The sequence below is a fragment of the Gemmatimonas sp. genome (assembly GCF_031426495.1).
In the GTDB taxonomy this organism is placed as follows: Bacteria; Gemmatimonadota; Gemmatimonadetes; order Gemmatimonadales; family Gemmatimonadaceae; genus Gemmatimonas.
In genome coordinates this window covers 88,639-112,561 of the sequence record NZ_JANPLK010000049.1, presented here as the reverse complement: position 1 = coordinate 112,561, position 23,923 = coordinate 88,639, and the positions used below count along the sequence as shown (strand labels likewise).

Below are 23,923 nucleotides of genomic sequence, written 5' to 3'. Positions count from 1 at the left end.
GTGTCACGGCGTCCGCTAGGCTTACTCCACATGCGAACGCCGGACTCGAACCGGGACGGGTCGCCGCGCCGGCTCCTCAGGCTGATTGGCTAGGGATAACGGGGCCTTCGCGCACAGGGCCTGAGAGGGGCGGTAATCGCCCCACCGACGACGCGCTCTTCACGTCTACTTCGGCGGCCTTCCGTTCTTAATAGGATGGCATCTGCTTGACGCGCACACTCGACATCACGCGGCGATGCTGGGGGCGTCGGCGATGACGAAGCGAGCGTGAACGGAGGACTTGCCTGTTCAGTCAAGTTCTTTTTCGGTCAAGTCAAGAAAGCGTATCGTGCTCGAACGCCGAGCGCATTCGCTCGATCTCCGACGCCGCAATGCCGAAGCGCGCGGCCACGGTGGTCCAACACGCCGTCGCGGCACCCACCTCGGCGGCGATGCGCTTGGCGTCGGTCGCCTTCAATCCAAACTGCGGCGCGACCTCGAACGCGATGTCGAGTGACGCCGTGGGGTCGCCGTCGGTGCTGATCGCCGTCGACAGCACGCGGTCCTTGATGTCCGTCGGAACTGGATTCACATCGAACACCGGCGATAGGCGCCAACCCGTGGCGCCCGCGTAGAGGAACCCGTGATTGCGCAGGTGGTCATCGGTGTTGGAGATGAACACCGAGAACACGATGCGCCGCCAGAGTTCGGCCAGATCCTGCGTGGCAGCTGCGCCATGCGCGCGCAACGCGTCCGCGATCTCGACGTAGCTCCGCCGCTCACCGTCTACGGCGCCGAGCATGCTCATGGCGGAGAGGTACGGAATGCGACGCACGCCTTGGTCGGTCACCTGGCGGTCGAAACGGGTCACGAGCAACACGTCGTTATCGGCGACCCTATCCAGGCGTGATTCCGTCGTGCGAAGGCCGGCGTCGCGGGCGAGCTGCAGAGCCACCGCCTCCCATGCGACGACCCGATAGTCATCCTCATTCCTCTTGGGGAATTTGGCGATCAGCAGCGCACCACTGGTGTCGCGTACCGACGCCTTTGGGCGGGCACCGCCAAGCGACGACCCCGGGGCGAGGAGGAGGCGCAGATCCTCGGCGGTTTCCTGGTCGGACAGATACCGATCGGACGCCGCGAGCAGGGCCGGGAGCTCGACGAGCGGGGGTACGCCCGAGGGACGTTCGGGCGCCACGAACGGGCCGCCCTCCGTGAGTGCGAGACGCAGCGCGCCCTGCCGGACACTGTCCGTGACCCCGAGCAGAAAGTCGACTTCGCGCAGGGCCCGCGGGGCCCGGTTCTCGGCCTTGGCCTGTCGGCGTTCGGCGCGGCGAAGGAGCGTCTGGCCCCAGCGGTCGGGCGCGGAATCGCCGAGCGCGCCGAACATGCGGCGATCTTCGCCGGCGTAGTGCGGGGCGCGGGATACCGACAGCGCCGGTTCGAGGGCAAAGCTGTCGCCGCTCGCGATCCATGCGTCGTGGTACTGGAACGTCGCGGTCTCGCGGCCGCGATGCGCGGTGACGTACAGGCGCCCCGCCAACCGCGGAGCCCCGTCCGTGTCGATGTAGACGTAGGCGGTCGGGGTGCTCATGGATTCCCCCGATCCGTTCGAGGCACCCGAATGCGCTTGGGTAAGCGCTCGGCCTCAAGCGCCAGTCCCTCGCGGTCGCCGGCCGGCGCAGCTAGCTCTCCCAAGCGGTTCGCGAGCCCGAGGGCGAACAGCACACTGGCCCATGTCCCGATCGCGACCCGCGGGTCCCCGAGCTCGATCCGGGCTATCGTTTGTCGGGTGGTCAGCGCGCGATCGGCAACCACCTCCATGGGAAGACGGCGGCGGCGCCGAGCCTCACTGACATCGGCGCCGAGGCGCTCGAGGGCGCGCTTGACCTCCGAAGGGACAGGTGGAGCTGGAGTAGGCATTGTTACGGTATCTTCAGGTAACGCTAAATTCAACTATGGGCTATGAAGATAACATAAGCGTATTCTCTGGGTGTCGCCAGCTGGTCCTATTGCTCGGGGCTGCCTCGGCTGCGCAACGCTCTTCGTGAAGCCTAGGGCACGACGACGATGCTCGACGTGGCCGACGGCCCCTTCGATGTCGTGGCCGTCACGGCGGTCGTTCCCGGCGCGACGCCCGTGATTTGGCATCCCCCGTCCAGGACAGCGGTGACGACCAAGGCGCTATTTCCGCTCGTGCATGACGACAAAGTCGGCGTCGGGTTCCCGCCTGCAATGGAGACGGTCAGCGTTGCCGTAGCCCCCACTTTCAGAGAAACGGATATGGGTCTAAGGCTGACGTTCACCGGCGAATATTCCGCGCAGCCGCTCGTAGCAGGACACGTGATATCAGTAGGCTGCCCACAGGCTGTGAGCGTCACAATCGCTCCGCCTAAACGCCACCACGCACGGCCGCTGCTAGTGATGGGTCGGCGATCCAAGCGGGACGTCACAAGAACCAAAAGTTCGTCAACCATACTTTTACCAAACTCCTGGATTACGGGGTAACCCGTGCTGGTCCACGCAGCCAATCTTCAATGCGAACGCCCGGACTCGAACCAGGATGGGTTGCCCCGCCAGCTCCTCAGGCTAGCGTTTCACCGGCTCCGACCGCAGAAAGTCGATGCCTCCCGCCTGCTGTCCTACATCCACCGACGCCACTTTTCTGAGCGACGTCAAGTCGATCACATCCACCGTGCCAGGTTCCGAACCGACGCCTTCCACCGAGATGAAGGCGTACCGATCGTCGTCGGACACCGCGATGCCGTGTACCACCTTACGTGTGGTGGGAATGCGCGCGAGTTCCTTGGCCGTCGTCGCATCGAACACCGACACCGAGGCATCACGCTTATTGGTGGCGATGAGGCGCGCACCGTTGTGGGTAGTGGCCAGGTTGTACACGCCGGGGCCGGCCGCAATGCGACGCACGAGGGTCCACGACTTCGTGTCGATCTCCACCAGATCACTCGACTTGTTGCACGCCACCCACACGCGTGAGCCGTCGCGCGATGGTTGCGCCCAGGTGGGCGAGCAGGAGATGTCGCCAGGCTTCGGGGGCTCCATCCCGTGCCCCGACATGTCGGCGGCCGCACCGCCATGCGCCGCATGTTCATTCGCCCCGCGCTCGGCCGGCGCGCCCGTCATGCCCATTTCCTTCCCCTTCGTGAGAAAGAAATGCCGGCTCACCGTCAACGTGCTGGCATCGATCTCGGCCAGCGTTTCGTCCATCATGCACGCCGAATAGTGCTTGGTGCCGTCGCTCGTGAGCCGCGACCCGTGCGGCATCGTGCACGTACGGATGCGCGCGATCTCCACCATCTCTTTCGCGGCGACGACCGACACATCGCTCGTCTCCATGTCGCCGTGCAAATTGAAATTCACCACGAATACCAGCGCACCATCGGGCGATACCTGTGCCGTGGCCGGAAAGTTTCCCAGCATCACGCTGCCCAGCTGCGTGTCGGTGGCAGCATCGTACTTCACCAGCTTTCCGAACGGCGTGCCGTGCGCGATGGTCACGAAGTACTCCTTCGCATTCGGCGTAATCGCGACGCCGTGCGGACCAGCCACTTCCATCTTCGACCAGCCCACGTACTTCTCACGCTCCACGCGCGCGCCGGTGGGCCCGAAGCGCACCAGCGCCACGCGGTCCACCGATTCGCTGGCCACCAGCACGAGGTAGTCTCGTACCGGTGGCAGCGCCGTCGGCTGTGCGCGCGCGGTCGACGCCGCGCACAGCATCGTCGTCAATACGGCGGCGCGCATGGCGCGTACCGTCACGGAATAACCTTCTTCACCGGCTTGGGTTCGATCCGGATGATCCACAAGCCGTTGTTGTCGTCGTTCACGTAGGCCAGACCGTCTTTCGGATTCACCACCACGCCCCACGTCATCGCCGCGTTCTTCACGTGGCCGTCCATGTCGGCCGTGTTCAGGTGGCCGATCTCGCGTCCCTGCGCGCGCAGGTCGCCCCGCAGCTCGCCGGAGATGTCGAACACGCGGAAGCCGGCGTTGTACGCGCCCATGTACAGCGAATCACCAGCCACCCACACGTTGTGCACACCGCCGTACTCCGGCTCGTAGAACGCCACCGCTTTCGGGTTGGCGATGTCGGACACGTCGACCACCTGCAAGCGGCCATATGCACGGCCGGCGGCCGCGTCTTTCGCGCCCTTGGGGCCAGCTGCGGGAAACACTTCGTCGGCGATGAAGACGTAGTTCTTGTGACGCCACGCGGTGTGCGTACCGCGAATGAACCCCGGGCCGCCGTCCACTTCCACCTGCTTGTACATCGCGTTCAGGTCGTACTTGAACTGCGACACCTTTACCGGATTCGACGGCGAGCCGCCCTTGATGCCGTTGCCCACGTCGAGCACGATCAGGCCGTCGTTCCAGTAGCTCGCGTACAACAGGCCGTCGCGCAAATCGATGTCGTGCAACGAGCGGCCGGCATCGGGACGTCCTTCCGTTTTCCACCGCGCCACTTCCTTCGGATGATACGGATCGTTCACGTCGATCACGTGCAAGGCACCAGTGCCGTCGTTCGTGAGAAAGATGAACGTGCCGAACTTGTCCTGCTTGTACACGAACGCCGAGTGCACGCCACCGGTCACCCCATCGGTGAATTCGGCGATCGGCTTGGGGTGCGCCGGATCGTCCAGCGACGCGATCACGATCCCGTTCTTACGATCGCTCGCGCCTTCGCGTGTGAACACCAGGAACTTGCCGTCGGGGAACGTCATCACATCGTTCACGCGGCGCGTGTTCGAGATGATCGAGTCGGTCACCTTGGGATCGGCCGGGTTGCTGATGTCGAGGGCGTACAACACATCGCCGCCACCGCCCGAACCGAGATACGCGTGCTTGCCATCGGGGTGAATCCACACTTCTTCGGTGGTGAAGCGCGTGCGCGGCAGACGGCCCACCAACGACAGCGGGCGACGTACATCGCGCGGCGCCAGCGTGATGGTGCTCTCCACGCTGCGCGCCCCGAACGACGCGGTAATGGTGTAGTCGCCCGGCTCGTAGCCTACGAACGCGCCGTCGGCATCGATTTGCCCCTGACCCGGTGAAAAGCTCCAGGTGGGTGTGAGTCCGGTGATGGCCTTACCGGTCGCATCCTTGGCCGTGATGGCGAAGCGCAGCACGTCACCAGTGCGCGCTTCCACGTGGCCGGGAGTGAGCGTCAACGACGACAACGCCGCCGTCGCGACCGTAACGCGAAGGCGCTCCGATGCGCTGCCGGTGGTGGCCACGATCGCCGTACTCCCGGCCCGCCGCGCCGTGATGACGCCGGTCGCACTCACGCTCGCGATGGCCGGGTTCTCACTCTTCCACGTCACGCGGTCGCCGCGTGCGTCGTCGTTCGCGGAATACGCGCGCGCCGTCGCCCGGACGCGTTGACCCACCACGAGCTTCGGGGTGCTGGGCGACAGGTCGATGCGGGCGGCCGGTCCCGGTACGGCCGTAATCTCGATGACTTCGAATGCGGGCGCGGCACCCGGCATGGTGGCCGTGACCGTGACCGGCAGGATCGCCGTGGCGCTGGCCGTGACGAGGCCAAGGGAATCCACCCGACCTTCGAATCGCGCCGAGCCGCCCAAACGATAGCGGACGGTAACGCCGGACAGGACGTTCCCCTGCGCATCACGCGCTTCCGTGCGCAGGCGCATGGTGTCGCCGGCGGTGATCGTCCGGCTGGCGGGTGTGATCACGAGACGGGCAATCTTCGGCGTCGCTTGCGCCTGAAGGGCGGCCAGCGGAGTCGCCAGTGCCAGGACAAGCGGCGCAACGGTGATCGAACACTTCATAAACAGGAGGCTCGGGTAGGGGGCGAGCGGTGCGGTTTCCGGGAGTAAATATATCCGAGCTGGTCGCCCGGCGAGCGGAGGCGCTCGCCTTCCGCTGCCGGTCGTTGGGCCGCAGTTTTGCCGTTCGATCACACCGTCAGGCTACTTCCTCATCTCGTGCAACCCTCATGAACGCTGTACTCCTCAGGCGGGTCCGTGCGCTCTCCATCGCGATAGCGCTGGTGCCCTCTGTGCGCGTTGGCGCACAGACGGCGCCGCCACGGCAGACGGAGGCCGATGCATATACGCGTTACGAACTGCTGGCGCCCGGTACGGCCAAGTTTCGCATTGTATACGACGTGACCGCGACGACAGCCGGCGCCACGCATTACTTCAATCCGATTCGGATGGGCAGTATCGCCACCGACGAACGCGTGAGCGACCGCACCACGGGAAAGCCGCTGGTGTTCGACGTGGTCGGGGCGGCCGCGGCACGAGCCGGTGGTGTGCGCGTGTCCGACAGTTTGCAGCAATACATCCGCGTCACCCTGGCGCGACCCGTGCCCGCCAACGGTGGCGAAGCGCGTGTGCTGATCGACAAGACCTACGAAGACGCCAAGAGCTACTTCACCGACGGCACGACCCTCGTGTTCAGTCGTCCGCTTGGCATCAAGCGTAATGCGGTGGTGTTACCGAAGGGCTATGAGCTCGAATCGTGCAACTATCCGTCGCAGGTGTTGCAGGAGGCCGACGGCCGCATCGCCATCAGCTTCTGGAACAGCACGCCTGCCGAAGCGCCGTTGATCCTGCGCGCGCGTCCGGTCGCATCCATGGCCGCGCCGACGGGGGCCGTGCGATCGACCGTGCAGGCGCGGCTCAGTGAGCGCGCCGTGCAGTCGCGGGAGATCGTGTACTTCCTGCAGCAGCCGGAAACGCATGCCTTCGACCTGTATCACGACTACACCGAGTCGCGCGCCGGAACGGATCACTACATCAACGTGGTGCGCGCCGGTAGCCGCGTGTCGAATCCGTCGGCACGCAATCTCGATACCGGTGAACCGCTGCGGCTCGATGTGTTGAAGGGCGCCGCGATCACGGCGGCCAAGCTCGACATCGGGGAAGCGGTCACACCGAACACGGAGATTGTAGTGTTTCGGTTCGCTCCGGTGGCCCCGGGCGCGACCACGCGCCTGCGCATGTCGGAGACATACACTGATAGTGTCCGATACCGCGTGACCGGCGATGAGCTGGTGTGGGACCGCAGCTTTGGGCGTCCGGCCAATGCCGTGGTGCTGCCGACTGGCTGGGTGCTTACCAACAGCGCCATTCCGGCAACCGTGAGTACCATGCCCGATGGACGCGTGCGGCTTGATTTCATCAACCCGCGTCCGGATGACATTGCCGTGCTGATCACAGCGCGCCGCCGCTGATTCCCGGGTATTTTCCGGACGCGGGCTCATCCTTCTCCTTCTGCCAGTTCATGCATGCAATGGTCGATCGTCGGGCTCAATATCCTGTACGCCACGCTCGGTGTGGTGCTCATGTTCGCGGCGTATCGCATCATCGACATCCTCACGCCGCAGGTCGACTTCGCGGAGGAGTTGAAGAAGGGGAACGTGGCGGTGGGGCTGTTCGTGGCGGCGATCTTCGTCTCGGTGGCGATCGTCGTGGGCGGTGCGCTGAATTGAGGCGCCGCGTGTTTTGGCGGCTGCTGGCCCTGGTCGTCGCGGGTGCCCTGCAGGCGCCGACCGCGTCGGCGCAGCCGCACGATCCAGCCGACCGATACGACGACACGTTTCGGAAGGCGGCGAAGCGCTCCTTCGGACCGGCCTTCGACTGGCGACTGTTTAAAGCGCAGGGCATGGCCGAGAGCAATCTCGATCCGATGGCGCGCAGTCGAGTCGGGGCGCGCGGCCTGATGCAGCTCATGCCGAGCACGTATCGCGAAATCGCGTCGGAGAACGCCGACCTCGCGCTGATCGACAATCCCGAGCTGAACATCGAGGCCGGCATCGCCTACGATCGACGACTCTGGCTACGGTGGGAAAACGATTCGATCGCCGAGGACCGACGACAGTTCATGTTCGCGAGCTACAACGCCGGACGTGGCACGCTGCTGAATGCCCAGCGACGCGCCCGTCAGCGTCAGCTCGATCCGCGACAGTGGCGCAACATCGAGAAGATCGCAGCGTCGGTGCCGCGCTGGCGTCACCTGGAAACGCTGGACTACGTGCGCAAGATCGAGGTAAACATTGCGCGACTGGACGATCGTGGTCGCATCATGAAAGCCGGTGCGACGGCGCGTGGTCTCAAGCGCTAGCCTACTGGACGATGTAGATCTGGCTCTGACTCAGGTCGGTGGTACCGATCGCGATGAGGTCCAACTTCACGACGCCACCGTTGCTCACGACCAGCGTTGGTGACAACCACGAGGAACGACCGGCGATCGCGCGGGCTTGCAGCTGCAGCAGTCCGCCGGCTTGCAGGTCCGTTTCACGTACCTTGAACGTGACCGTGGCGCCCCCGTTCACCGTGCCCAGCCGGGCACCGCGCGCGCCTTCGCTGCGCACCACGTACACGTTCACGTCGTAGTAGCCGCGGTTCTCCACGACCAGTGAGACGGTGCCCTGAGGCGAGCCGCGTCCGCCGAGTTTGGTGAGCGAGCACGCGGAGAGCAGGGCGACCATCAGGAAAGACGCCAGCCACGCGGTCAGCCGCGGCAGGCCAGCGACGTCTCGCGTGCAACGGTTCGGTTCGGTCAGCATGGCAGGCATCGGGCTCTCCGACCCATTGGGAAGACGGGCATCGCACCGGGAAGCGGGGCAGCCCGTTCGAATCATTTGGCACCGCTTCGCTATTCTACCCCGTCGCGCCGTCGGCTGTTCGCGAGGGCTCGGGTTCGGCGATCGCCGGATGTCCCCCCGACGCGGGACGGCGCAAGCCGGCGGCCATCGCGCGCACACCGCGCGCGAAACCGCCCTTGGGGCTGCTCGCGCCAAACATGCCGGCCCGTTCGAGCGTGATGAACCCGTGCAGGAAGGCCCACAGGGCGACGGCCGCCTCGGCGTCGTCGGTGGCGCCGGTCAGCTCCCCGACGACCTGCATCAGACGCTTCGAGAGCGCCGCGCGCGCGGTCTGCGGAATCGTATGCGCGATCGCATTCGCGATCGCCGCCGTTGTCACGGACGTCGGGGTTGCCGACGTCAGCAGGCCCCCCGGCGTGGTGAGCATGGCGTACAGCGCTGGCTGCTCGCGGGCGAACCGCAGATACTCATTCGCCATGAACAGCATCGGCATCTTCTGTGATTCGACGGCCGCCGAGCGTGGCGCGCGCGCGATCGCGCCGTCTATCGCCGCCAGCAGCTCGGCCGCGGCATGCTCGGCCAGTAGGGCCTGCAGACCAGCCAGATCGATCACATGCTTGTACAAGGACGCGGGGCGAACGGTCAAGCGTAGCGCTACCGCTCGCATGCCGAGTGCGTCGGCGCCCTGTTCCCGGATCAGGGAGAGGGCCGCCCCGACAACGCTCTCGCGCGACAGCTTCGACGGATAAACCATGTTACAGTGTGCGTCTTGGTCGCCGAAAGCTCAAGCACGCACACCGACTTCGTGGTGAACTCAGCGGCGCTGCTTCCGCGGGCCCGTCCAGACGACGATCGAGCCGCAACCATTCCGTGAGTCGAACTGGGGGGGCACGCTGGACGTGCGTGAGTACACCTCCACCGCCAGGACTTCCTGCGAATTCATGATTGCGTCAAGATTGCCATCTGGTACCTGCACGTTCATCCCATTCAGGAACACCGCCGGCGCACAGGTGCCGCCGTTGTTGCGCATCATCACGCGTCCCTGCGGGGACTGACCACTGGCGATCACCACACCCGGCACCGAGCGGAAGATGTCGGCCATGAAGATCGGGGCGCGCGCGTTCAACTGATTCTCGTCGATGAATGACCCGAAACCGGCGCGGCGACGTTTCTCGAATTCGGCAATCTGATTGGAGACGCGGTCACCGCGCACGCGCACGGTGTCGACCGTGGCGACCAGCGTTTCGAGCGTGATGTCGGCCGTCGCGGCGTCGCTGGCGGGGACGTCGACCACGAGCCGCATCGGCTGGTAGCCGATGGCGCGCGCTTCCACCATTTGGGTACCTGTGGGGAGCCCGTCCAGCGAATACTGGCCGCTCGTCGTATTGGTGCCATTGCCGCTGGCCCCCCAGAGCACCACGCGTGCGCTGGCGATCTCCTTACCGCTCGTGCTCTTCACGGTACCGCGCAGCGCACCCGTGCCCTTGTTAGTCGAGCCGATCACGAGATCACGCACCAGCAAGCCGTTGCGTGGTACGCGCAGCTCGATGAACCCGGTGGAGTCGGTGCCTGCATAGGCGCGCGCCGTGATCGGCGCGTTGCGCGGCACACCGCAGAGCGTGAACAGACCATCGTCGGTGCTGCTGCCGAAGCGCGATGGATAGCGACGTTCCACGCCGCGCGATCCGACCGTGACCTCGGTGTATTGAGCGCGCACGCGCGACGCCGGCACCTGCTGATTCGTGGCCGCGTTGCGTACGAAGCCCATATAGAGCCCCATCGGTTGTTCGGGGTCACCGGGGCCGCATCGCTTGGTGATGATCGACTCGGCCGATGGTATTGCCAGCGGGACGTCGAGCTCTTCCGGCGTGGTGATGTTCACCCGAAACAGCGGCGCTTCAATCGCGAGCTGGTCGAGTCGCTGATGAAAGAAGCCGATCAGATACGTGCCCACGGCGACGGAATCCATCGCGAAGCGTCCGTTGGCGGCGGCGATGGCGGTACGCACGTTCGATGGATTGGCCGCGTCCACCAACTGCACCGTGGCCCCGCCCAGCCACTGCGTCGCCGCGCTGTCGAACACGCTGCCGACAATGCGCGCGCGGGTGGGTGGCGGCACCGGCGTAGCCGGACGCACCTGCGCACCGAGCACCGCAGGTACGGCCATCATGAACGCGAAGAGTGATCGAAACATCGGAGAGATGGACGGGGAGATGTGAACTAGAAAGCGAACGTCGTACCGAGATACCCCCAATGCTCCACGTGGGCTCCCCCGGGCGTGCTGGAGAGAAACGCGCCGGGTAGCACGGTGGCACCACCAACGAGCACGCGCAGATGGGTGGTCGCCTTCCAGGCGGCCGTGAGATCGACTTCGTCGGCCACATGACGGGCGGTCGAGCCGCTGGCCGCCCGGAAGAGTGCGTTCTGTTTGTTGTAGACGCCATCGTCGAGTCGGCGCCGGTCGAACCGGTACCACGCGCCGCGCAGCGAGAGCGACGGCAGCGGGTCCCAACTGCTGATGGCATGGACCTCGGTCACATTGGGGCGTCCGATCACATCGGCAAATCCCCCATGCTGATGCGCCGCCGGATAGAGCACCGCAAACGCTTCGTTGCCCGGTGTGGCTGGTCGATCGCTGCTGGCTTCCTCGAGGCCGAGGGCGAGCGACGGCGTGCCGCGCACGCGTCGCCATTGCAGCTGCGCTTCGGCCACCCAGAACCACGCCTGCAGCTCACGTGTGCCGGCATGCCCTCGTTGCACCGCGCCTTCGAGTTCCATCGCTGTCACGAGGCGCGAGGCCGCGGGGGTGCCGAACTGCCAGAGCGTGCGGGCACCGGTGGTGAGCCGCCGTGTGAACGACGACGAGGTGCGGATGGTCTGTTCGTACCAATAGCCGTTCCACTGCGTCGGTACCCCGCGCGCGAATCGCGACGCGCCGGTCGCGGAGCCCAGCGACAGCGTGCGAAGTCGTGCCGTGCTATCGGGGCGATTGCCGCGATCGAGTCGCACGATCATCGGGCGGATGTCGGCACCCTCCAGCACCAGCCGTCCACGCACAAGCTGCGCGCGCGTACCCTCTGAACCACGACGCGTGTTGGCCCAGTCGGGCACGCCCACCAGTCGCTCACGGTTGAGCGAGACCTCCTGACGTCCGTAGCGGACAAACGAGCGGCCGTAGCCGATGTCGGCGTAAAGATTCTGAATGTCGTGACGGTCACCGTCGGTCGTTCGCGTGCCTCCCGGTAACGTACGGCTCAGCGCCTGCGCGTCACGCAGCTCCGCGAGCACGCGCCCGTGCAGCCCTTTGGATTGGCCGGCCTGCACGTCGAGGCCCACCATGAGGCGGGTGAAGCCGTAGTCGTCGTGCAGCGTGCCCACGTTGTAGCCCCGCATGAACTCTTCGCGCCAGCGCGCCTGACCAGACAGCGTCAGCGTGAGCGGCCACCCCTCGTAAAGCGGAATCTTCTTGAGCCGATCGCTCCACGTGTGCGCGGTCGCGGCGGCCGCCGTCGGGGTCGACTGGGCACGCAACGTCGCCGCGGCGAGAAGCAGGGCGCCGACGACGGCTCGAGGGAAGGGGACGCGACAGGCCATGGGGGACGATACTCGGCCGGCCACGAATTGGCTCGTATGGGGTAGATTTCTGACAGAACAGCATCCATTCCCGCCCGACTACGCCTGCCCTCGATCGTGAAGACTTCGCCACTCGCCCGCCTATCCTTGTCGGCGGTGCTCGTCAGCGCCGCGTGTGCTTCCGCCGCCCAGACCGGTCGTGGTCCGGCGGCCGCGCCGACCTCGCGACGTTCGGAGCCGATCACCCCGATCATGGAGATCGCGGCGGCGCCGAAAAATGCCGCCGCCGATGCCTTTTGGGCCGATTCGGTGCTCAAGACGCTGACGCTGCGCCAGAAAGCGGCGCAGATGGTATGGATCTGGACGCTGGGTGATTACACCGCCACCGACGCGGCCGCGTACACGAACATCGAACGTCTGATTCGCGAGCAGGAGCTCGGTGGCATCATCGTGTCGGTGGGCGGGCCGCTCGATATCGCTTCCAAGGTGAACGCGCTGCAAGCGGTGTCCAAGCTGCCGCTGTTGGTCGGTGCCGACCTCGAGACCGGGGCGGCCTTCCGCGCCCGCGGCGGCTGGTTCCTGCCCAATGCCATCGAACTCGGTGGGGCGACATCGTTCCCGTATCAGATGGGCATCGGTGCGTCGCGCGATACCGCGCTCGCCTACGAGATGGGGCGTGTCACGGCCATCGAAGGACGTGCCATGGGCATCCACATGGCGTTCGCGCCGGTGCTCGACGTGAACAACAATCCGAAGAACCCGGTGATTGCCGCCCGATCGTTCGGTGAAGATCCGGCGCTCGTGTCGCGCATGGGCGCGGCCTTGGTGCGCGGGATCCAGGAACACGGCATGATGGCCACCGGCAAGCACTTTCCGGGACATGGCGACACCGAGCAGAACTCGCACCTCGAACTCTCGCGCGTGAACGTGTCGCGCGCGCGGCTCGACAGCGTGGAGCTGCGGCCGTTTCAGGCGGCCATCAACGCCGGCGTGCGCGGCATGATGACGTTTCATGGCGACCTGCCGGCGCTCGACACCACGCATACGGCGGCCACGCTGAGCGCGACGGTGATGACCGATCTGTTGCGCACCAAGATGGGCTTCACCGGCCTGCTGGTGACCGACGCGCTCGATATGAATGGCGTGCTCGGCAACATGACGATGGCGGAAGCCACACAGCGCGCCGTGGTGGCGGGCAACGATGTGTTGCTGATGCCCAGTGATGCCAAAGTCTCGATTCAGGCGGTGGTGGACGGTGTGGCGTCGGGGCGGTTCACCGAAGCGCGCATCGATGCCTCGGTGAAGAAGCTGCTCATGGCCAAGCACGAATTCGGACTCGACCGCGAGCGCTTCGTGAGTGTGGAAGGCGTGCGGGCTCGCGTCGGTGTCGCGGCCAATACGGCGCCGGCTCGCGTCGCCGCCGAAAAGGCGATCACGCTCGTGCGCGACTCCATGGCGCTGGTGCCCTTCAAGATGCCGGCCGCCAGCCGCGTGGTCAGCATCACGGTCACGCCGCGAGTGGATCTCAGCGCCGGTCGCATCTTCGATGCGGAGCTGAAGGGCACCTTCGCCAATCTCTTGTCGCTCACGCTCAGCCCGGAAACGGTGGCGGACAACACCGCGGGCGCGGCCGCCGGCGGCACCGGAACGTACAAGATCAATCCGGAACCGGCGCTGTTGCCGGCGTCGGTCGACAACGCGCTGGCCATCGCGCGTGGCGCCGATCTCGTGATCGTGTCGAGCTACATCGGAGCGAGTACCAACACCGCGTCGATGGTTCCTACACGTGGGTTGCCGGAGCTGCTGAACGGCTTGCGCGCGGCGAACACGAAAGTCGTGCTGGTGTCGTTCAACAATCCGTACCTGCAGCTCGGTTTGCCCCTCACCGAAGCGCATCTGCTTGCCTGGAGCCCGTGGTCGCTCTCGCAACGGGCGGCGGCGCGTGCACTGCTCGGCAAGGCGCCGATCACCGGCCAGTTGCCGATCACGATTCCCGGCGTGGCGCCCTTCGGCGCCGGCCTGCGTCGCTGATCAATCCGCGCTTCGATTCACTCTCCTCACGGAACCTGTTATGCAGTTTTCTTCGCGCGTCATTGCCGTCGCCACCGCCTCGCTCATCGCCGTATCCACGTCGGTCGCGGCTGCTGCGCAGCGCCTTGCGGTCGATCTCACCGGCAGCTGGACCTTTGAAGTCGTCACCGAAAACGGGACCGGCGTATCGGCCGTCGCGATGACGCAGCAGGGCGATTCGCTGTCCGGCACCTACACGTCGGGCCGGATGGGCACGCTGCCGTTCAAGGGCATCGTGAAGGGACAGACGTTCACGTTCGCCGCCAACACGTCAGGCGGAGCGACGTTCACGTTCAGCGGCTCCATCGTCGATGCCGATCATCTCAAGGGCGATCTGGACTTCGGCGGTCAGGGCGGCGCGACGTTCAACGGCACGCGCAAGAAGTAACGCCAGCGCCGCGCTACTTTCGCGCGCCGCGCACCATCTCGTCGATCGCGCGGGCCACGTCAGCCGCGCGCTCCTCGTGCAGCATCGTGCCGCCGGGCCGCAACGTGTCGACGGCGAACCGCTTCACGTGCGTCTGCAGCAGGGCCACCTGCGCCGCACTCGGCGCGCTGGGCGACGGCTTGTCGCCGACCAGCAGCCGCACTGGCACCGTGATCCGCGCGAGTCGTGATTCGATCGGAAACTGCTCGACGGCCGCCTGCATGGCGCCCAGCGTGCGCAGCAGGCCGCGCAGGTCATTTTCGATGGGCGCGACATACTGCTTCACGACATCGCTGGTGAGCCACCGGTCATCGGCGCTCTGATCGCGCAGCGCCGACACGAACCGTCGCTTGGCGAATCCACGTCCGATCGGGTTGTCGAGCAACGCCGCAAAGGTGAGGGCCGTGCGTATGCCCGAGGTGCCCTGCTTATCGATCGGGCCGCCCGCCATCGACACCACGCCGCGAACGCGCGCGGTATCGGTGGCGGCGAGATGCAACGCAATCGTGGCACTGGTACCCTGCGCGGCCACGACGACCGCCACGCCTGGCGGCAGTTCCGCCTCGAGAACGCGCGCGATGCGGGCCGCTTGCGCGCTGAGTGTGTAGTCGGCGCCCTTGGGTCGCGTAGACGCACCCATACCCAAGGCATCGACCACCAGGGGTTGGATGCCGCGGGCCTGCAGCTCCCGCATCACGCTGCGCATGGAGAAGGCCGAACCGACGGGGCCGGGAAGCAGCAGCACCACCACATCGCCGCGCGACATGCCCACGGCGCCGCCGCTCACACTTAGCGTCTCAGCCGGCGCCACCGCCACGCGCCGTTCTCCCGGCGCCGGCGCCGGCGTATGCGCTATCGCGGACCGGCCGACGGCCAACTCGCGCCCGGGCAGCAGCAGCCCGAGCGCAAGCAACATGGACGCACGAAGACCAGCGATGTTGTTGAGCAACGCGATTATTGGAGGAGCGAAAGTACCGCGAACGACTGGCTCGGTCCGATCGGTATGCTGGTCGTACCCACCAACTTGGAAATGATCGCCTTATACACGCCCATGGGCACCCGCTGGGCCTGGCCACCGCGGCCGCCGAATCCACCGGCGAACACGAAGCCGCCCGGTCCAAGCGGCGCCGGCGGAACGCACAGCGGCAGCGTGTTTTGTGCGGGGCGCGGCGCGCGTGCGCTGCTGTCGGCAGGCACCGGCGCGCCCGCCGGCCGTTGCGAGCCGGCCGGAACGGCTGCAGCGGCCGCCGCCGGTGCCACTGGATCTCCATTCAGATTCCACGTGAACCGGCGCAGTCCGGCCGTTCGGTCGAGCTCACAGCGGCGCCACACCTTGCCGGCGTTGTCGCTGATCGCAAGCACCAGCTTCGCATCGGCGGGCAGCGCCTCCTTCACGTGGTAGGTCACCCACGCGCCCACCGGCGGATTCGGCGTGCTGTAGTTGCCGCTGATCGCCAGTACGCCGGCGGCGCCGGCCGGCGCCAAGCCACCCGGCGTGAACGCGTACGCGTGACGCATGGGGTAGAGGCGCGCCTCCTCCGTCATCGAGGCCGGCGTGATCTCGCGCAGCGACGAATAGTCGTCGAGCACATAGAAGCCGCGGCCGAACGTGGCCAGCACGACGTCGTTCTCGCGCTTGTGCAGCGTGAGGTCGCGCACCTGCGTGATCGGCAACCCGCCCTTGAGCTGCACGTAGCTCCTGCCGCCGTCCACGCTGGTGAACAAACCGAACTCGGTGCCCACGAACAGCAGGTCGCCATTCACGTGGTCCTGCGCTATGGCCCACACGTCATGACGCGCCGGTAGATTGGCCGAGATGTTGGTCCAGGTGCGACCGCGATCACTGCTCTTCACGATGTACGGCGCATAGTCACCGCGCTGCCAGTTGTTGAGCGTGACGAACACCGTGTTGGCATCGCGCGGCGAGGCATGCACATCGCTCACGTACGTGAACTTGGGCACGCCCGGGAAGGCGTCGATACGGCGCCAGTTCTTACCGCCGTCTTCGCTGACCTGCACCAGGCCGTCGTCGGTGCCCACCCACAACAGCCCTTCCATCACCGGCGATTCATCCACCGCGACCGCGTTACTGAGCTCCGTGGTCGACACGTTCAGCGCCACCGATCCACGCGGCCACACTTTGCCCATGATCGGCAGTGAATCGCGACTCAGATTGCGCGACAGGTCAGGGCTGATGCGCGTCCAGGTGTCGCCGCGATCATCGCTGCGATACACGAACTGGCTCGCGAAATAGATGCGCGCCGCATTGTGCGGGCTCATCACGAACGGCGCATCCCAGTTGGTGCGGTCGCGAATGCGCGCTGTCGGCGCCGCGCGCGTGGAATCCGGCGTGGCGGCCGCGCCCGCATCGTCTCCGCCGGCCGACGCCGTGGTGGGGCGGATGGCCTGGCCACGGCCGGTGCGCATGTCGAAGCGCGACAGGCCGCCGTTCTGCGACTCGCCATAGAAAATATTCTGGTCTTCCATGTCGCCGCGCGCCTGGAAGCCGTCGCCGCCCACGATGTTGAACCAGTCGCTGTTGCGGATGCCCCAGCTGTTCGTGGTGCGCGACGGGCCGCACTGCGAGAAGTTGTCCTGCGTACCACCGCACACGTAGTAGAACGGCTTCGCGTTGTTGATGCCGACGCGATAGTACTGTGTGATCGGCAGCGTGGCGTGGAATTTCCACGTCTCGCCCGCGTCGTACGTTTCATACAAGCCACCATCGTTGCCCAGCAGCATGTGGTTCTTGTCGAGCGGATCGAACTCGAGCGCGTGATGATCCACGTGCACGCCCTTGTTCTCCCAGTTCGTGTTGGCCCACGTGGCGCCGCCGTCTGTGCTGCGCGCCAGATTCGTCGCCACTTCGTAGATGTGCCCCACGCGATGCGGATCGATGAACAATTCGCTGTAGTACTGTCCGAGTCCGCTCGTGAACCAGTTCTCGCGCACCGCCGCCGCCCGCGCACTGTCTACCGGGGCGCCCGGACGGCCACCGGCAGCGCCCGCACCTCCAGCCGCCGGGCCACGGCCACCGGCCGCCGCCGCATTCTTGCCGAAACGCGCCCATGTCGCGCCGTCATCGGTTGAGCGGTACAGGCCTGACTGTGTGCCCGAGGCCTCGATGAACGCGAACAGTTGCGTCGGCGAGGTGCGCCCTTCCACGGCCAGCGCCGCGCGTCCCACGTCGCCCGTGGGCAAGCCGTTCACGAGCTTCGTCCACGTCTTGCCGCCATCGGTCGACTTGTGCAGGCCACCTTCCGGACTGCCGCCGATGGCCTGACCCACGTGCCGGCGACGCGGATACGCCGCGGCATACACCACGTCCGGGTTCTTCGGGTCGAGTACGACATCGGTGATGCCAGTGTTCTCACTGATGAACAGGCTGCGCGTCCAGGTCGCGCCGCCGTCGGTGGTCTTGTACAGGCCACGTTCGCCGCCGGCCGAGAAGAGCGGTCCCTGCGACGCGACATAGACCACGTCGGAGTTGCGCGGATCGACCACGATCTGTCCGATGTGCTCCGACTGCGCCAGCCCGCTGCGCGTCCACGTCTTGCCGGCGTCGGTCGACTTGTACAGGCCATCGCCGAAGTGTGCACTGCGCTGACTGTGATTCTCACCGGTGCCGAGCCACAGTACATCGCTGTTCTTCGGATCGATCACGATGCAGCACGAGTTGTGCGTGCCGCCGTTGTCGAAGATCGGCGTGAACGAGGCGCCGCGATTCGTGGTCTTCCAGATGCCGCCGAATGCGGTAGCGATGTACCACGTGCTCGGATGCTTCGGATCGATCTTGATGTCGGCGATGCGCCCCGTCACGAGGCCCGGACCGATCGAGCGGAACTGAATGCCTTGCATGGCTTCGGCGGTGAGTGCCGGGGCCGCGGGTGCGGCATTCGCGGCAGGCCGCTTGGCGTTGCGCGTGGCGTTGCGCTGGGCCGCGAGCGGTGATGTCCACGTGGGCAGCGCCAGTGCCAGCAGTGCCAGCGCGCGAAGACCGTGCAGCGACGATCGCGTCGGAGAGGTGCGGAGGGGCATCATGTCAGCGGGAAATGGAGGCGGTGCTGGTCGGTGTCGGCGAGTCGACATCGACGGCCGGCACACCGCAGGTGGGGCAATACGGGTAGAACGCATTCTTCCGCGTGTGACAGCTGGCGCAATGGTCGTACAGGCGCAGGCCGCAGTGCACGCAGAAGTTGCTGGGGTTCGCCGGTCCGCCGGCGATGGATCGTTCGCATCCCGGGCAGACACCCGCGCCGATACGGCGCAGCGCCTCTTCGTACGGCAGCGCCCGACGGCGTTCCCCCTCGCTCTGCTGCTCGACGCGCTGCCGCTGCGCCAGATAGCGGCGCATCGCGCGGATTACGTACACGCCGGCCACCGCACTGGCAATGATGCCCACGCCGTAGCGCACATACCCGCCGTAACTCGGCAGGTACGGCACGAGCTCCACGAAAAACGCGAACACGGCGAACAGCACGAAACCACGTAGCAGCGGCCAGTACTCACTGCGTCGCTTGCGGGCCACCAGCCAGCCGGCGATCAGGAGCAGCGGCAACGTGAGCGCCAGTCGCACGCCGAACACCCGCAATTCCTGCGAGAAGCGTGCGGTCTCGAACTGCCCGCGAGCGGCAAGTTCGAGTTCCATCTCACGTTCCCGATTGTTCTCGATCGTTTGCGCGATGGCAAGCAGTCGCTCGTCGAGTTGCTCGACCGCCGACTCGGCATCCCGCTCACTGCGCTTGAGCGAGTCGAGCAAACGCGTGCGCGACACCACTTCGGGATCTTGCGACGGATCGGTAGTAGCCGTTCGCGTGGCGATCCAGGTGTCGAACGTTTCGCGCTGCGACGAATACGCATTGCGCGCTACCAGGTGACTCTGCGAAGCGCGCTCGCGCTCGTCCTGCGTGGAGCGCTGCAGCGCAACCAGCGAATCGCGGGCGCTGATCAACGGCACGCGCTTGAGCGGATCGACGAACTCCGACAGCGAGATCTGCTGATCGACGCCGGGCAGTTCTCCGACGATCTTGCCGCCCAATCCGATCAGAAAGCCGGCGAACGTGATCGAAACGGCCCACATCGCCAGCGCAAACAGCTTCTCGGGAACGCGAAAGGAACGAAACACCGTCAGCTCCGGGAAAGGTCGCGCAGGAGACCACCAACCAGATCCACGACGAGGGCCGTCGGGACGCGTTCGATCGGATGCGGCACATCGGGCAGCGGCGTACACGTGGCGTTCGGCAACAGCGCCGCCAAGCGCCCGGCTTCCCCCTCCGCGAGCGTGTCATCGCGCGACCCGGCGGCCACGCGTAGCGGGATCTGCACCGAGGCCAACGTCTCTGCGGTGAGCAGCGGCGTGGCGCCGAGCGCGACGAGCAGTGCGGCGGTTCGGACCATCATCTGCTCCCATCCGCCAGCGCCCGCATGCCGCACGCGCAACTGTTCGGCGAACGCTGGCGCCTTGGACTGCAACACCGCGGCGTCGAGACGCGCGGCTGCGCCGGCGGCTACGTCGGGCGTCCACTCGAACTTCGTGCCCAACGTCACGATGCCGCCGAGTGTGCCGGGCGACAGCGATTCGAGCAGCAGCGCCACATAGCCACCCATCGAGTAGCCGAACACCAACGGCTGATGCCATCCACGCAATGTGATCGCATCGCGCAACGCGTTCGCGAAGGTCGCCATGGAGAAGGTGGCGGCGTCCGGCAGCTGCGTGTCACCGTGGCCCGGCAACTCGAGACAGTGCACCTCGCCGATCGCCGACAGCGCGTCGGCCATCGGCTGCATCTGCGCGGCGCTGCCTAACGCGCCGTGCAGGACGACAATCGGTGGTCTCGTCACGAGATCACCGCGTCTTGAAGGCGCCAATCGCGTTCCGCGTGAACTCGGACAGCACCAGCGTACCGCTCATGCCCGCGCGTTCGGCCAGCAGCGTTTCCCACTGCTCCGTGCCTGCCCAGAACACCCGCTTGAGCATCGCCATCGCTTCGGGGTTCGAGGCAGCGAGCGTGGTGGCCAGCGCGGTGACGGCGTCATCCATGGCAGCCACGTCGTCGAACAGCTTGGCGTAGAGGCCATGCCGCTCGCCCCACGCGGCGTCGCGCCAGTCAGCATCGACCGACATCGCGCCGAAAGCGGCCAGTCCGATCTTTTTTTCGATCACGGGACCGACCACGAACGGACCGATCCCGACGGCCAGTTCACTGAGCTTGGCCGACGCTTTGGTGACCGCCATACTGAAATCGGAGGCGGCTATGAGGCCGACGGCGCCGCCGGCCGCTTTGCCATGCACACGGCTGATCACGAACTTCGGCGCACGGATCATGGCGAGGATCACACGGGCGAACCCACTGAAGAACTCCTGACCCTGTTCCGGACTGGCGATCGCGGTGAGCTCGTCGAACGATGCGCCGGCGCAGAAGGGACCAGTGCCACCGCTCTGCAACACGATCACGCGTGCCGACGAATCCGCGCCGGCCGCCGTGACGGCGGCCGCGAGATCACGCAGAATGGCACTCGGCAGCGCGTTGCTCTTCGGGTGAAAGAATTCGATACGGGCGATGCCGTCGGCGATGGCGGTACGAACGTAACCGTCCGGACTGTTGGCGGGGCGGGGAGCGTCTGTCGTCATACAGGGAAAATAGCGTCGCGCTCCGATTGTCGAACCCTGTTTACGGTGGGTAGATTCCAAGTATGGACCAGAAACCGATCGCCCCCACCGAGGATCCGGCCCTCCTGGCTGCCTTCGAAGCTCGCATCGCCGCTGGCGAAAGCATCGAGCCGAAGGACTGGATGCCGGAGCGCTATCGTAAGCAGCTGACGCGGATGATGTCGCAACATGCGCACTCCGAAATCGTCGGCATGTTGCCCGAAGGCAACTGGATCACGCGCGCGCCGTCGCTGCGTCGCAAGATGTCGCTCATTGCCAAGGTGCAGGACGAAGCCGGGCATGGGTTGTACATCTACTGCGGCACGGAGACGCTCGGCGTCGATCGTCACGACCTCGTCGAAGCGTTGCTCGATGGTCGTGCGAAATATTCCAGTATCTTCAACTATCCCACGCTGTCGTGGGCGGACATGGGCGTGATCGGGTGGTTGGTCGACGGCGCCGCGATCGTGAACCAGACCGTGCTGGCGAAGGCATCGTATGGTCCGTATGCCCGCGCGATGGTCCGCATCTGCAAGGAAGAGAACTTCCACAAGCGTCAGGGCTACGAGATCTGCTCGGTGCTGGCCAACGGCACGCCGGACCAGAAGGCCATGGTGCAGGAAGCGTTCAACCGCTTCTGGTGGCCATCGCTCATGATGTTCGGTCCGAGCGATACCGACTCGCCGAACAGCGCCGAACTGCTGAAGTGGCGCGTGAAGCGAAAGACCAACGATGAACTGCGCCAGCGCTTCGTGAATCTCACGGTGCCGCAGGCGATCGCGATCGGCATCACCGTGCCCGATCCTGATCTGCATCTCGATGCCGAGACCGGCAACTGGGAGTTCGGTGAGATCGACTGGAGCGAGTTCTTCGAAGTGCTGAAGGGCAATGGTCCGTGCAACCGTGAACGCCTCGACGCGCGTCGCAAGGCGCACGAAGACGGTGCCTGGGTGCGGGCCGCGGCATTGGCCTACGCCGACAAGCAGAAGGCGCGTTCGTCCACGGCTGCGGCCTGACCCGAGGATTTCGACCATGTCAGACAGTCAGTGGCCCCTCTGGGAAGTCTTCACGCAGCCCAACAAGGGTGAGCCGTTCGAACACGCGGGCAGCGTGCATGCGCCCGACGGCGAGCTCGCGCTGCAGAACGCCCGCGACGTGTACGCGCGTCGCGGTGAAGCGGTGAATCTGTGGGTGGTGCCCAGTGCTGCGATCGTGGCCTCGGCGCCGTCGGATGCCGGTCCGTTCTTCGACCCGGGTAACGACAAGCCGTATCGCCATCCGCAGTTCTATATCGCGCCGCGTGGCGTGCGCATCTTCTGAGTCGCTGATGACCGAACCGTCGTTCCAGGTGGCCGCTCCGCGCAGTACGCCGATTGCCAACCCGCTGTTCGAGTACCTGCTGCGTCTCGGCGATGATCGTCTGGTGCTCGGGCATCGGCTGTCGGAGTGGTGCGGTCACGGGCCGATCCTCGAGGAGGACATCGCGCTTTCCAACATGGCGCTCGATCTGATCGGACACGCCACGTCGTTGCTGGCGCTCGCCGGTGAAATCGAAAGGCAGGGCCGCGATGCCGACAAGCTCGCGTACTTCCGCGACGCCGTGGCATACCGCAATGCGTTGCTGGTGGAGATCCCGAACGGCGACTTCGCCGTGACGATGGTGCGGCAGTTCCTGTTCGATGCCTACAGCGTGCTGCTGTGGGACGCGCTGTCGCGCTGCGAACACGAAGGGCTCGCCGCCATCGCCGCCAAGTCGCTCAAGGAAGACAAGTACCACCTGCGCCACAGTAGCGAGTGGGTGGTGCGATTGGGTGACGGCACCGAAGAGAGTCATCAGCGCGCGCAGCAGGCGCTTGACTCGCTCTGGCGTTACACGGGCGAACTCTTCGACCACGACGCGGTCGATGACGCCGTGGCCGCCGAGGCGTTCATCGCTATCGATCACGACGCACTGCATTCGTTGTGGCTCACGATGGTGAAGGACGTCGTGCAGCGCGCTACGCTCACGTTGCCGACCGACCCGGCCATGCGTCGCGGCGGACGTCGCGGCTTTCACACCGAATCTCTGGGACATATGCTGGCGGCCATGCAGATCGTGGCGCGCTCGCATCCTGGCGCCTCCTGGTAGGCCGCCACGCATGCTGAGTCCCAACGAGATATACGGGGTCCTCAACACGGTGATGGACCCCGAGGTCCCGGTCATCAGCGTTGTTGAGCTGGGCATCGTGCGTGACGTCGCCATTCAGAACGACGCGGTCACGATCACGATCACGCCGACGTACTCGGGATGTCCGGCCATGCGCGAAATCGAAGCCGACATCCGCACGGCGTTGGTCGCTCGCGGTGTGCACGATGTGCACGTGAAGCTCGTGCTCTCGCCGGCGTGGACCACCGATTGGATCGGCCCCGACGCGCGCGAAAAGCTCCGCGCCTACGGCATCGCGCCGCCAGGGCGCGCCGAACCGCAGGGACTGATTACGCTCACACGCTCACGCGTGGCGGTGCAGTGTCCGTTCTGCCGCTCGAATGACACGCGCCTGCAAAGTGAGTTCGGCAGCACGGCGTGCAAGGCGATTCACGTATGTCATTCGTGTCGGCAGCCGTTTGACGAGTTCAAGGCACTCTGAACTGA

General features: G+C 65.9%; 22 protein-coding genes and 1 tRNA gene. 9 read left to right on the top strand and 14 right to left on the bottom strand.

Annotation, left to right across the window (positions count from 1 at the left end):
• Positions 1–313: 313 nt before the first annotated feature.
• From RMP10_RS12915 to RMP10_RS12895, 5 genes are all read right to left on the bottom strand, one after another.
• Positions 314–1,573 carry a type II toxin-antitoxin system HipA family toxin gene (locus RMP10_RS12915; RefSeq protein WP_309672121.1) on the bottom strand — a complete coding sequence of 420 codons (1,260 nt, stop codon included), beginning with the start codon at positions 1,571–1,573 and terminating at the stop codon, positions 314–316.
• Positions 1,570–1,902: a hypothetical protein gene (locus tag RMP10_RS12910; protein ID WP_310570646.1), complete on the bottom strand. Its 333-nt coding sequence runs from the start codon at positions 1,900–1,902 to the stop codon at positions 1,570–1,572. Before RMP10_RS12910 ends, RMP10_RS12915 begins: the two co-directional genes overlap by 4 nt.
• A 615-nt stretch (positions 1,903–2,517) precedes the next feature.
• A tRNA-OTHER gene (locus RMP10_RS12905) sits at positions 2,518–2,593 on the bottom strand.
• On the bottom strand, positions 2,569–3,759 hold the full coding sequence (locus RMP10_RS12900) for a YncE family protein (protein WP_310570645.1): 1,191 nt from the start codon (positions 3,757–3,759) through the stop codon (positions 2,569–2,571). The genes RMP10_RS12905 and RMP10_RS12900 overlap by 25 nt, the downstream gene beginning before the upstream one ends.
• Entirely contained in the window at positions 3,756–5,789 is a 2,034-nt protein-coding gene (locus RMP10_RS12895) for an Ig-like domain-containing protein (RefSeq protein WP_310570644.1), read from the bottom strand. The genes RMP10_RS12900 and RMP10_RS12895 overlap by 4 nt, the downstream gene beginning before the upstream one ends.
• 167 nt (positions 5,790–5,956) lie before the next feature.
• Here RMP10_RS12895 and RMP10_RS12890 point away from each other — a divergent pair, with 167 nt between their 5' ends.
• Genes RMP10_RS12890 through RMP10_RS12880 form a run of 3 tightly spaced genes read left to right on the top strand, consistent with a single transcriptional unit; the run spans position 5,957 to position 8,088 of the window.
• Positions 5,957–7,198, top strand: coding sequence for a hypothetical protein (locus RMP10_RS12890; RefSeq protein ID WP_310570643.1), 1,242 nt, complete (start codon positions 5,957–5,959; stop codon positions 7,196–7,198).
• Positions 7,199–7,252: 54 nt separating this feature from the next.
• Positions 7,253–7,456: a DUF350 domain-containing protein gene (locus tag RMP10_RS12885; protein WP_309672117.1), complete on the top strand. Its 204-nt coding sequence runs from the start codon at positions 7,253–7,255 to the stop codon at positions 7,454–7,456.
• A gap of 8 nt (positions 7,457–7,464) precedes the next feature.
• The gene (locus RMP10_RS12880) at positions 7,465–8,088 is read left to right on the top strand and encodes a transglycosylase SLT domain-containing protein (RefSeq protein ID WP_310570642.1); all 624 of its coding nucleotides are present in this window, start codon (positions 7,465–7,467) and stop codon (positions 8,086–8,088) included.
• 1 nt (position 8,089) lies between these two features.
• On the opposite strand, the gene RMP10_RS12875 is transcribed toward RMP10_RS12880, so the two are convergent.
• From RMP10_RS12875 to RMP10_RS12860, 4 genes are all read right to left on the bottom strand, one after another.
• Positions 8,090–8,542, bottom strand: a complete 453-nt coding sequence (locus tag RMP10_RS12875; RefSeq protein WP_309672115.1) for a hypothetical protein — start codon at positions 8,540–8,542, stop codon at positions 8,090–8,092.
• A gap of 85 nt (positions 8,543–8,627) precedes the next feature.
• Positions 8,628–9,326, bottom strand: a complete 699-nt coding sequence (locus RMP10_RS12870; protein ID WP_310570641.1) for a WHG domain-containing protein — start codon at positions 9,324–9,326, stop codon at positions 8,628–8,630.
• Between the two features lie 60 nt (positions 9,327–9,386).
• Positions 9,387–10,766, bottom strand: coding sequence for a carboxypeptidase-like regulatory domain-containing protein (locus tag RMP10_RS12865; RefSeq protein ID WP_310570640.1), 1,380 nt, complete (start codon positions 10,764–10,766; stop codon positions 9,387–9,389).
• A gap of 26 nt (positions 10,767–10,792) precedes the next feature.
• A complete protein-coding gene (locus RMP10_RS12860) occupies positions 10,793–12,166 on the bottom strand; it encodes an alginate export family protein (protein WP_310570639.1) in 1,374 nt (457 codons plus the stop codon).
• A gap of 96 nt (positions 12,167–12,262) precedes the next feature.
• On the opposite strand from RMP10_RS12860, the gene RMP10_RS12855 reads away from it, so the two are divergent.
• Both RMP10_RS12855 and RMP10_RS12850 read left to right on the top strand, forming a co-directional pair.
• Positions 12,263–14,176, top strand: coding sequence for a glycoside hydrolase family 3 N-terminal domain-containing protein (locus RMP10_RS12855; protein ID WP_310570638.1), 1,914 nt, complete (start codon positions 12,263–12,265; stop codon positions 14,174–14,176).
• 40 nt (positions 14,177–14,216) lie between these two features.
• Positions 14,217–14,603 carry a hypothetical protein gene (locus RMP10_RS12850; protein ID WP_309672110.1) on the top strand — a complete coding sequence of 129 codons (387 nt, stop codon included), beginning with the start codon at positions 14,217–14,219 and terminating at the stop codon, positions 14,601–14,603.
• A 13-nt stretch (positions 14,604–14,616) separates the two neighbouring features.
• On the opposite strand, the gene RMP10_RS12845 is transcribed toward RMP10_RS12850, so the two are convergent.
• From RMP10_RS12845 to RMP10_RS12825, 5 genes are read right to left on the bottom strand one after another with little or no spacing between them, the layout of a single operon-like run.
• Positions 14,617–15,558, bottom strand: coding sequence for an alpha/beta hydrolase (locus RMP10_RS12845; protein WP_309672109.1), 942 nt, complete (start codon positions 15,556–15,558; stop codon positions 14,617–14,619).
• Between the two features lie 38 nt (positions 15,559–15,596).
• Positions 15,597–18,683, bottom strand: coding sequence for a hypothetical protein (locus RMP10_RS12840; RefSeq protein ID WP_310570637.1), 3,087 nt, complete (start codon positions 18,681–18,683; stop codon positions 15,597–15,599).
• A 1-nt stretch (position 18,684) separates the two neighbouring features.
• On the bottom strand, positions 18,685–19,767 hold the full coding sequence (locus RMP10_RS12835; RefSeq protein WP_309672107.1) for a zinc ribbon domain-containing protein: 1,083 nt from the start codon (positions 19,765–19,767) through the stop codon (positions 18,685–18,687).
• Positions 19,768–19,769: 2 nt separating this feature from the next.
• On the bottom strand, positions 19,770–20,483 hold the full coding sequence (locus RMP10_RS12830; protein WP_310570636.1) for an alpha/beta fold hydrolase: 714 nt from the start codon (positions 20,481–20,483) through the stop codon (positions 19,770–19,772).
• 4 nt (positions 20,484–20,487) lie between these two features.
• The gene (locus RMP10_RS12825) at positions 20,488–21,273 is read right to left on the bottom strand and encodes an enoyl-CoA hydratase/isomerase family protein (RefSeq protein WP_309672105.1); all 786 of its coding nucleotides are present in this window, start codon (positions 21,271–21,273) and stop codon (positions 20,488–20,490) included.
• 62 nt (positions 21,274–21,335) lie between these two features.
• Between RMP10_RS12825 and paaA the strand changes: the two genes are divergently transcribed.
• From paaA to paaD, 4 genes are read left to right on the top strand one after another with little or no spacing between them, the layout of a single operon-like run.
• Positions 21,336–22,307, top strand: coding sequence for a 1,2-phenylacetyl-CoA epoxidase subunit PaaA (gene paaA / locus RMP10_RS12820; RefSeq protein WP_309672104.1), 972 nt, complete (start codon positions 21,336–21,338; stop codon positions 22,305–22,307).
• 16 nt (positions 22,308–22,323) lie between these two features.
• Positions 22,324–22,611 carry a 1,2-phenylacetyl-CoA epoxidase subunit PaaB gene (gene paaB, locus RMP10_RS12815; protein WP_171225156.1) on the top strand — a complete coding sequence of 96 codons (288 nt, stop codon included), beginning with the start codon at positions 22,324–22,326 and terminating at the stop codon, positions 22,609–22,611.
• Between the two features lie 7 nt (positions 22,612–22,618).
• Positions 22,619–23,419: a 1,2-phenylacetyl-CoA epoxidase subunit PaaC gene (paaC, locus tag RMP10_RS12810; protein WP_310570635.1), complete on the top strand. Its 801-nt coding sequence runs from the start codon at positions 22,619–22,621 to the stop codon at positions 23,417–23,419.
• A 10-nt stretch (positions 23,420–23,429) separates the two neighbouring features.
• Entirely contained in the window at positions 23,430–23,918 is a 489-nt protein-coding gene (gene paaD, locus RMP10_RS12805) for a 1,2-phenylacetyl-CoA epoxidase subunit PaaD (protein ID WP_310570634.1), read from the top strand.
• The last annotated feature ends 5 nt before the right edge of the window (positions 23,919–23,923 follow it).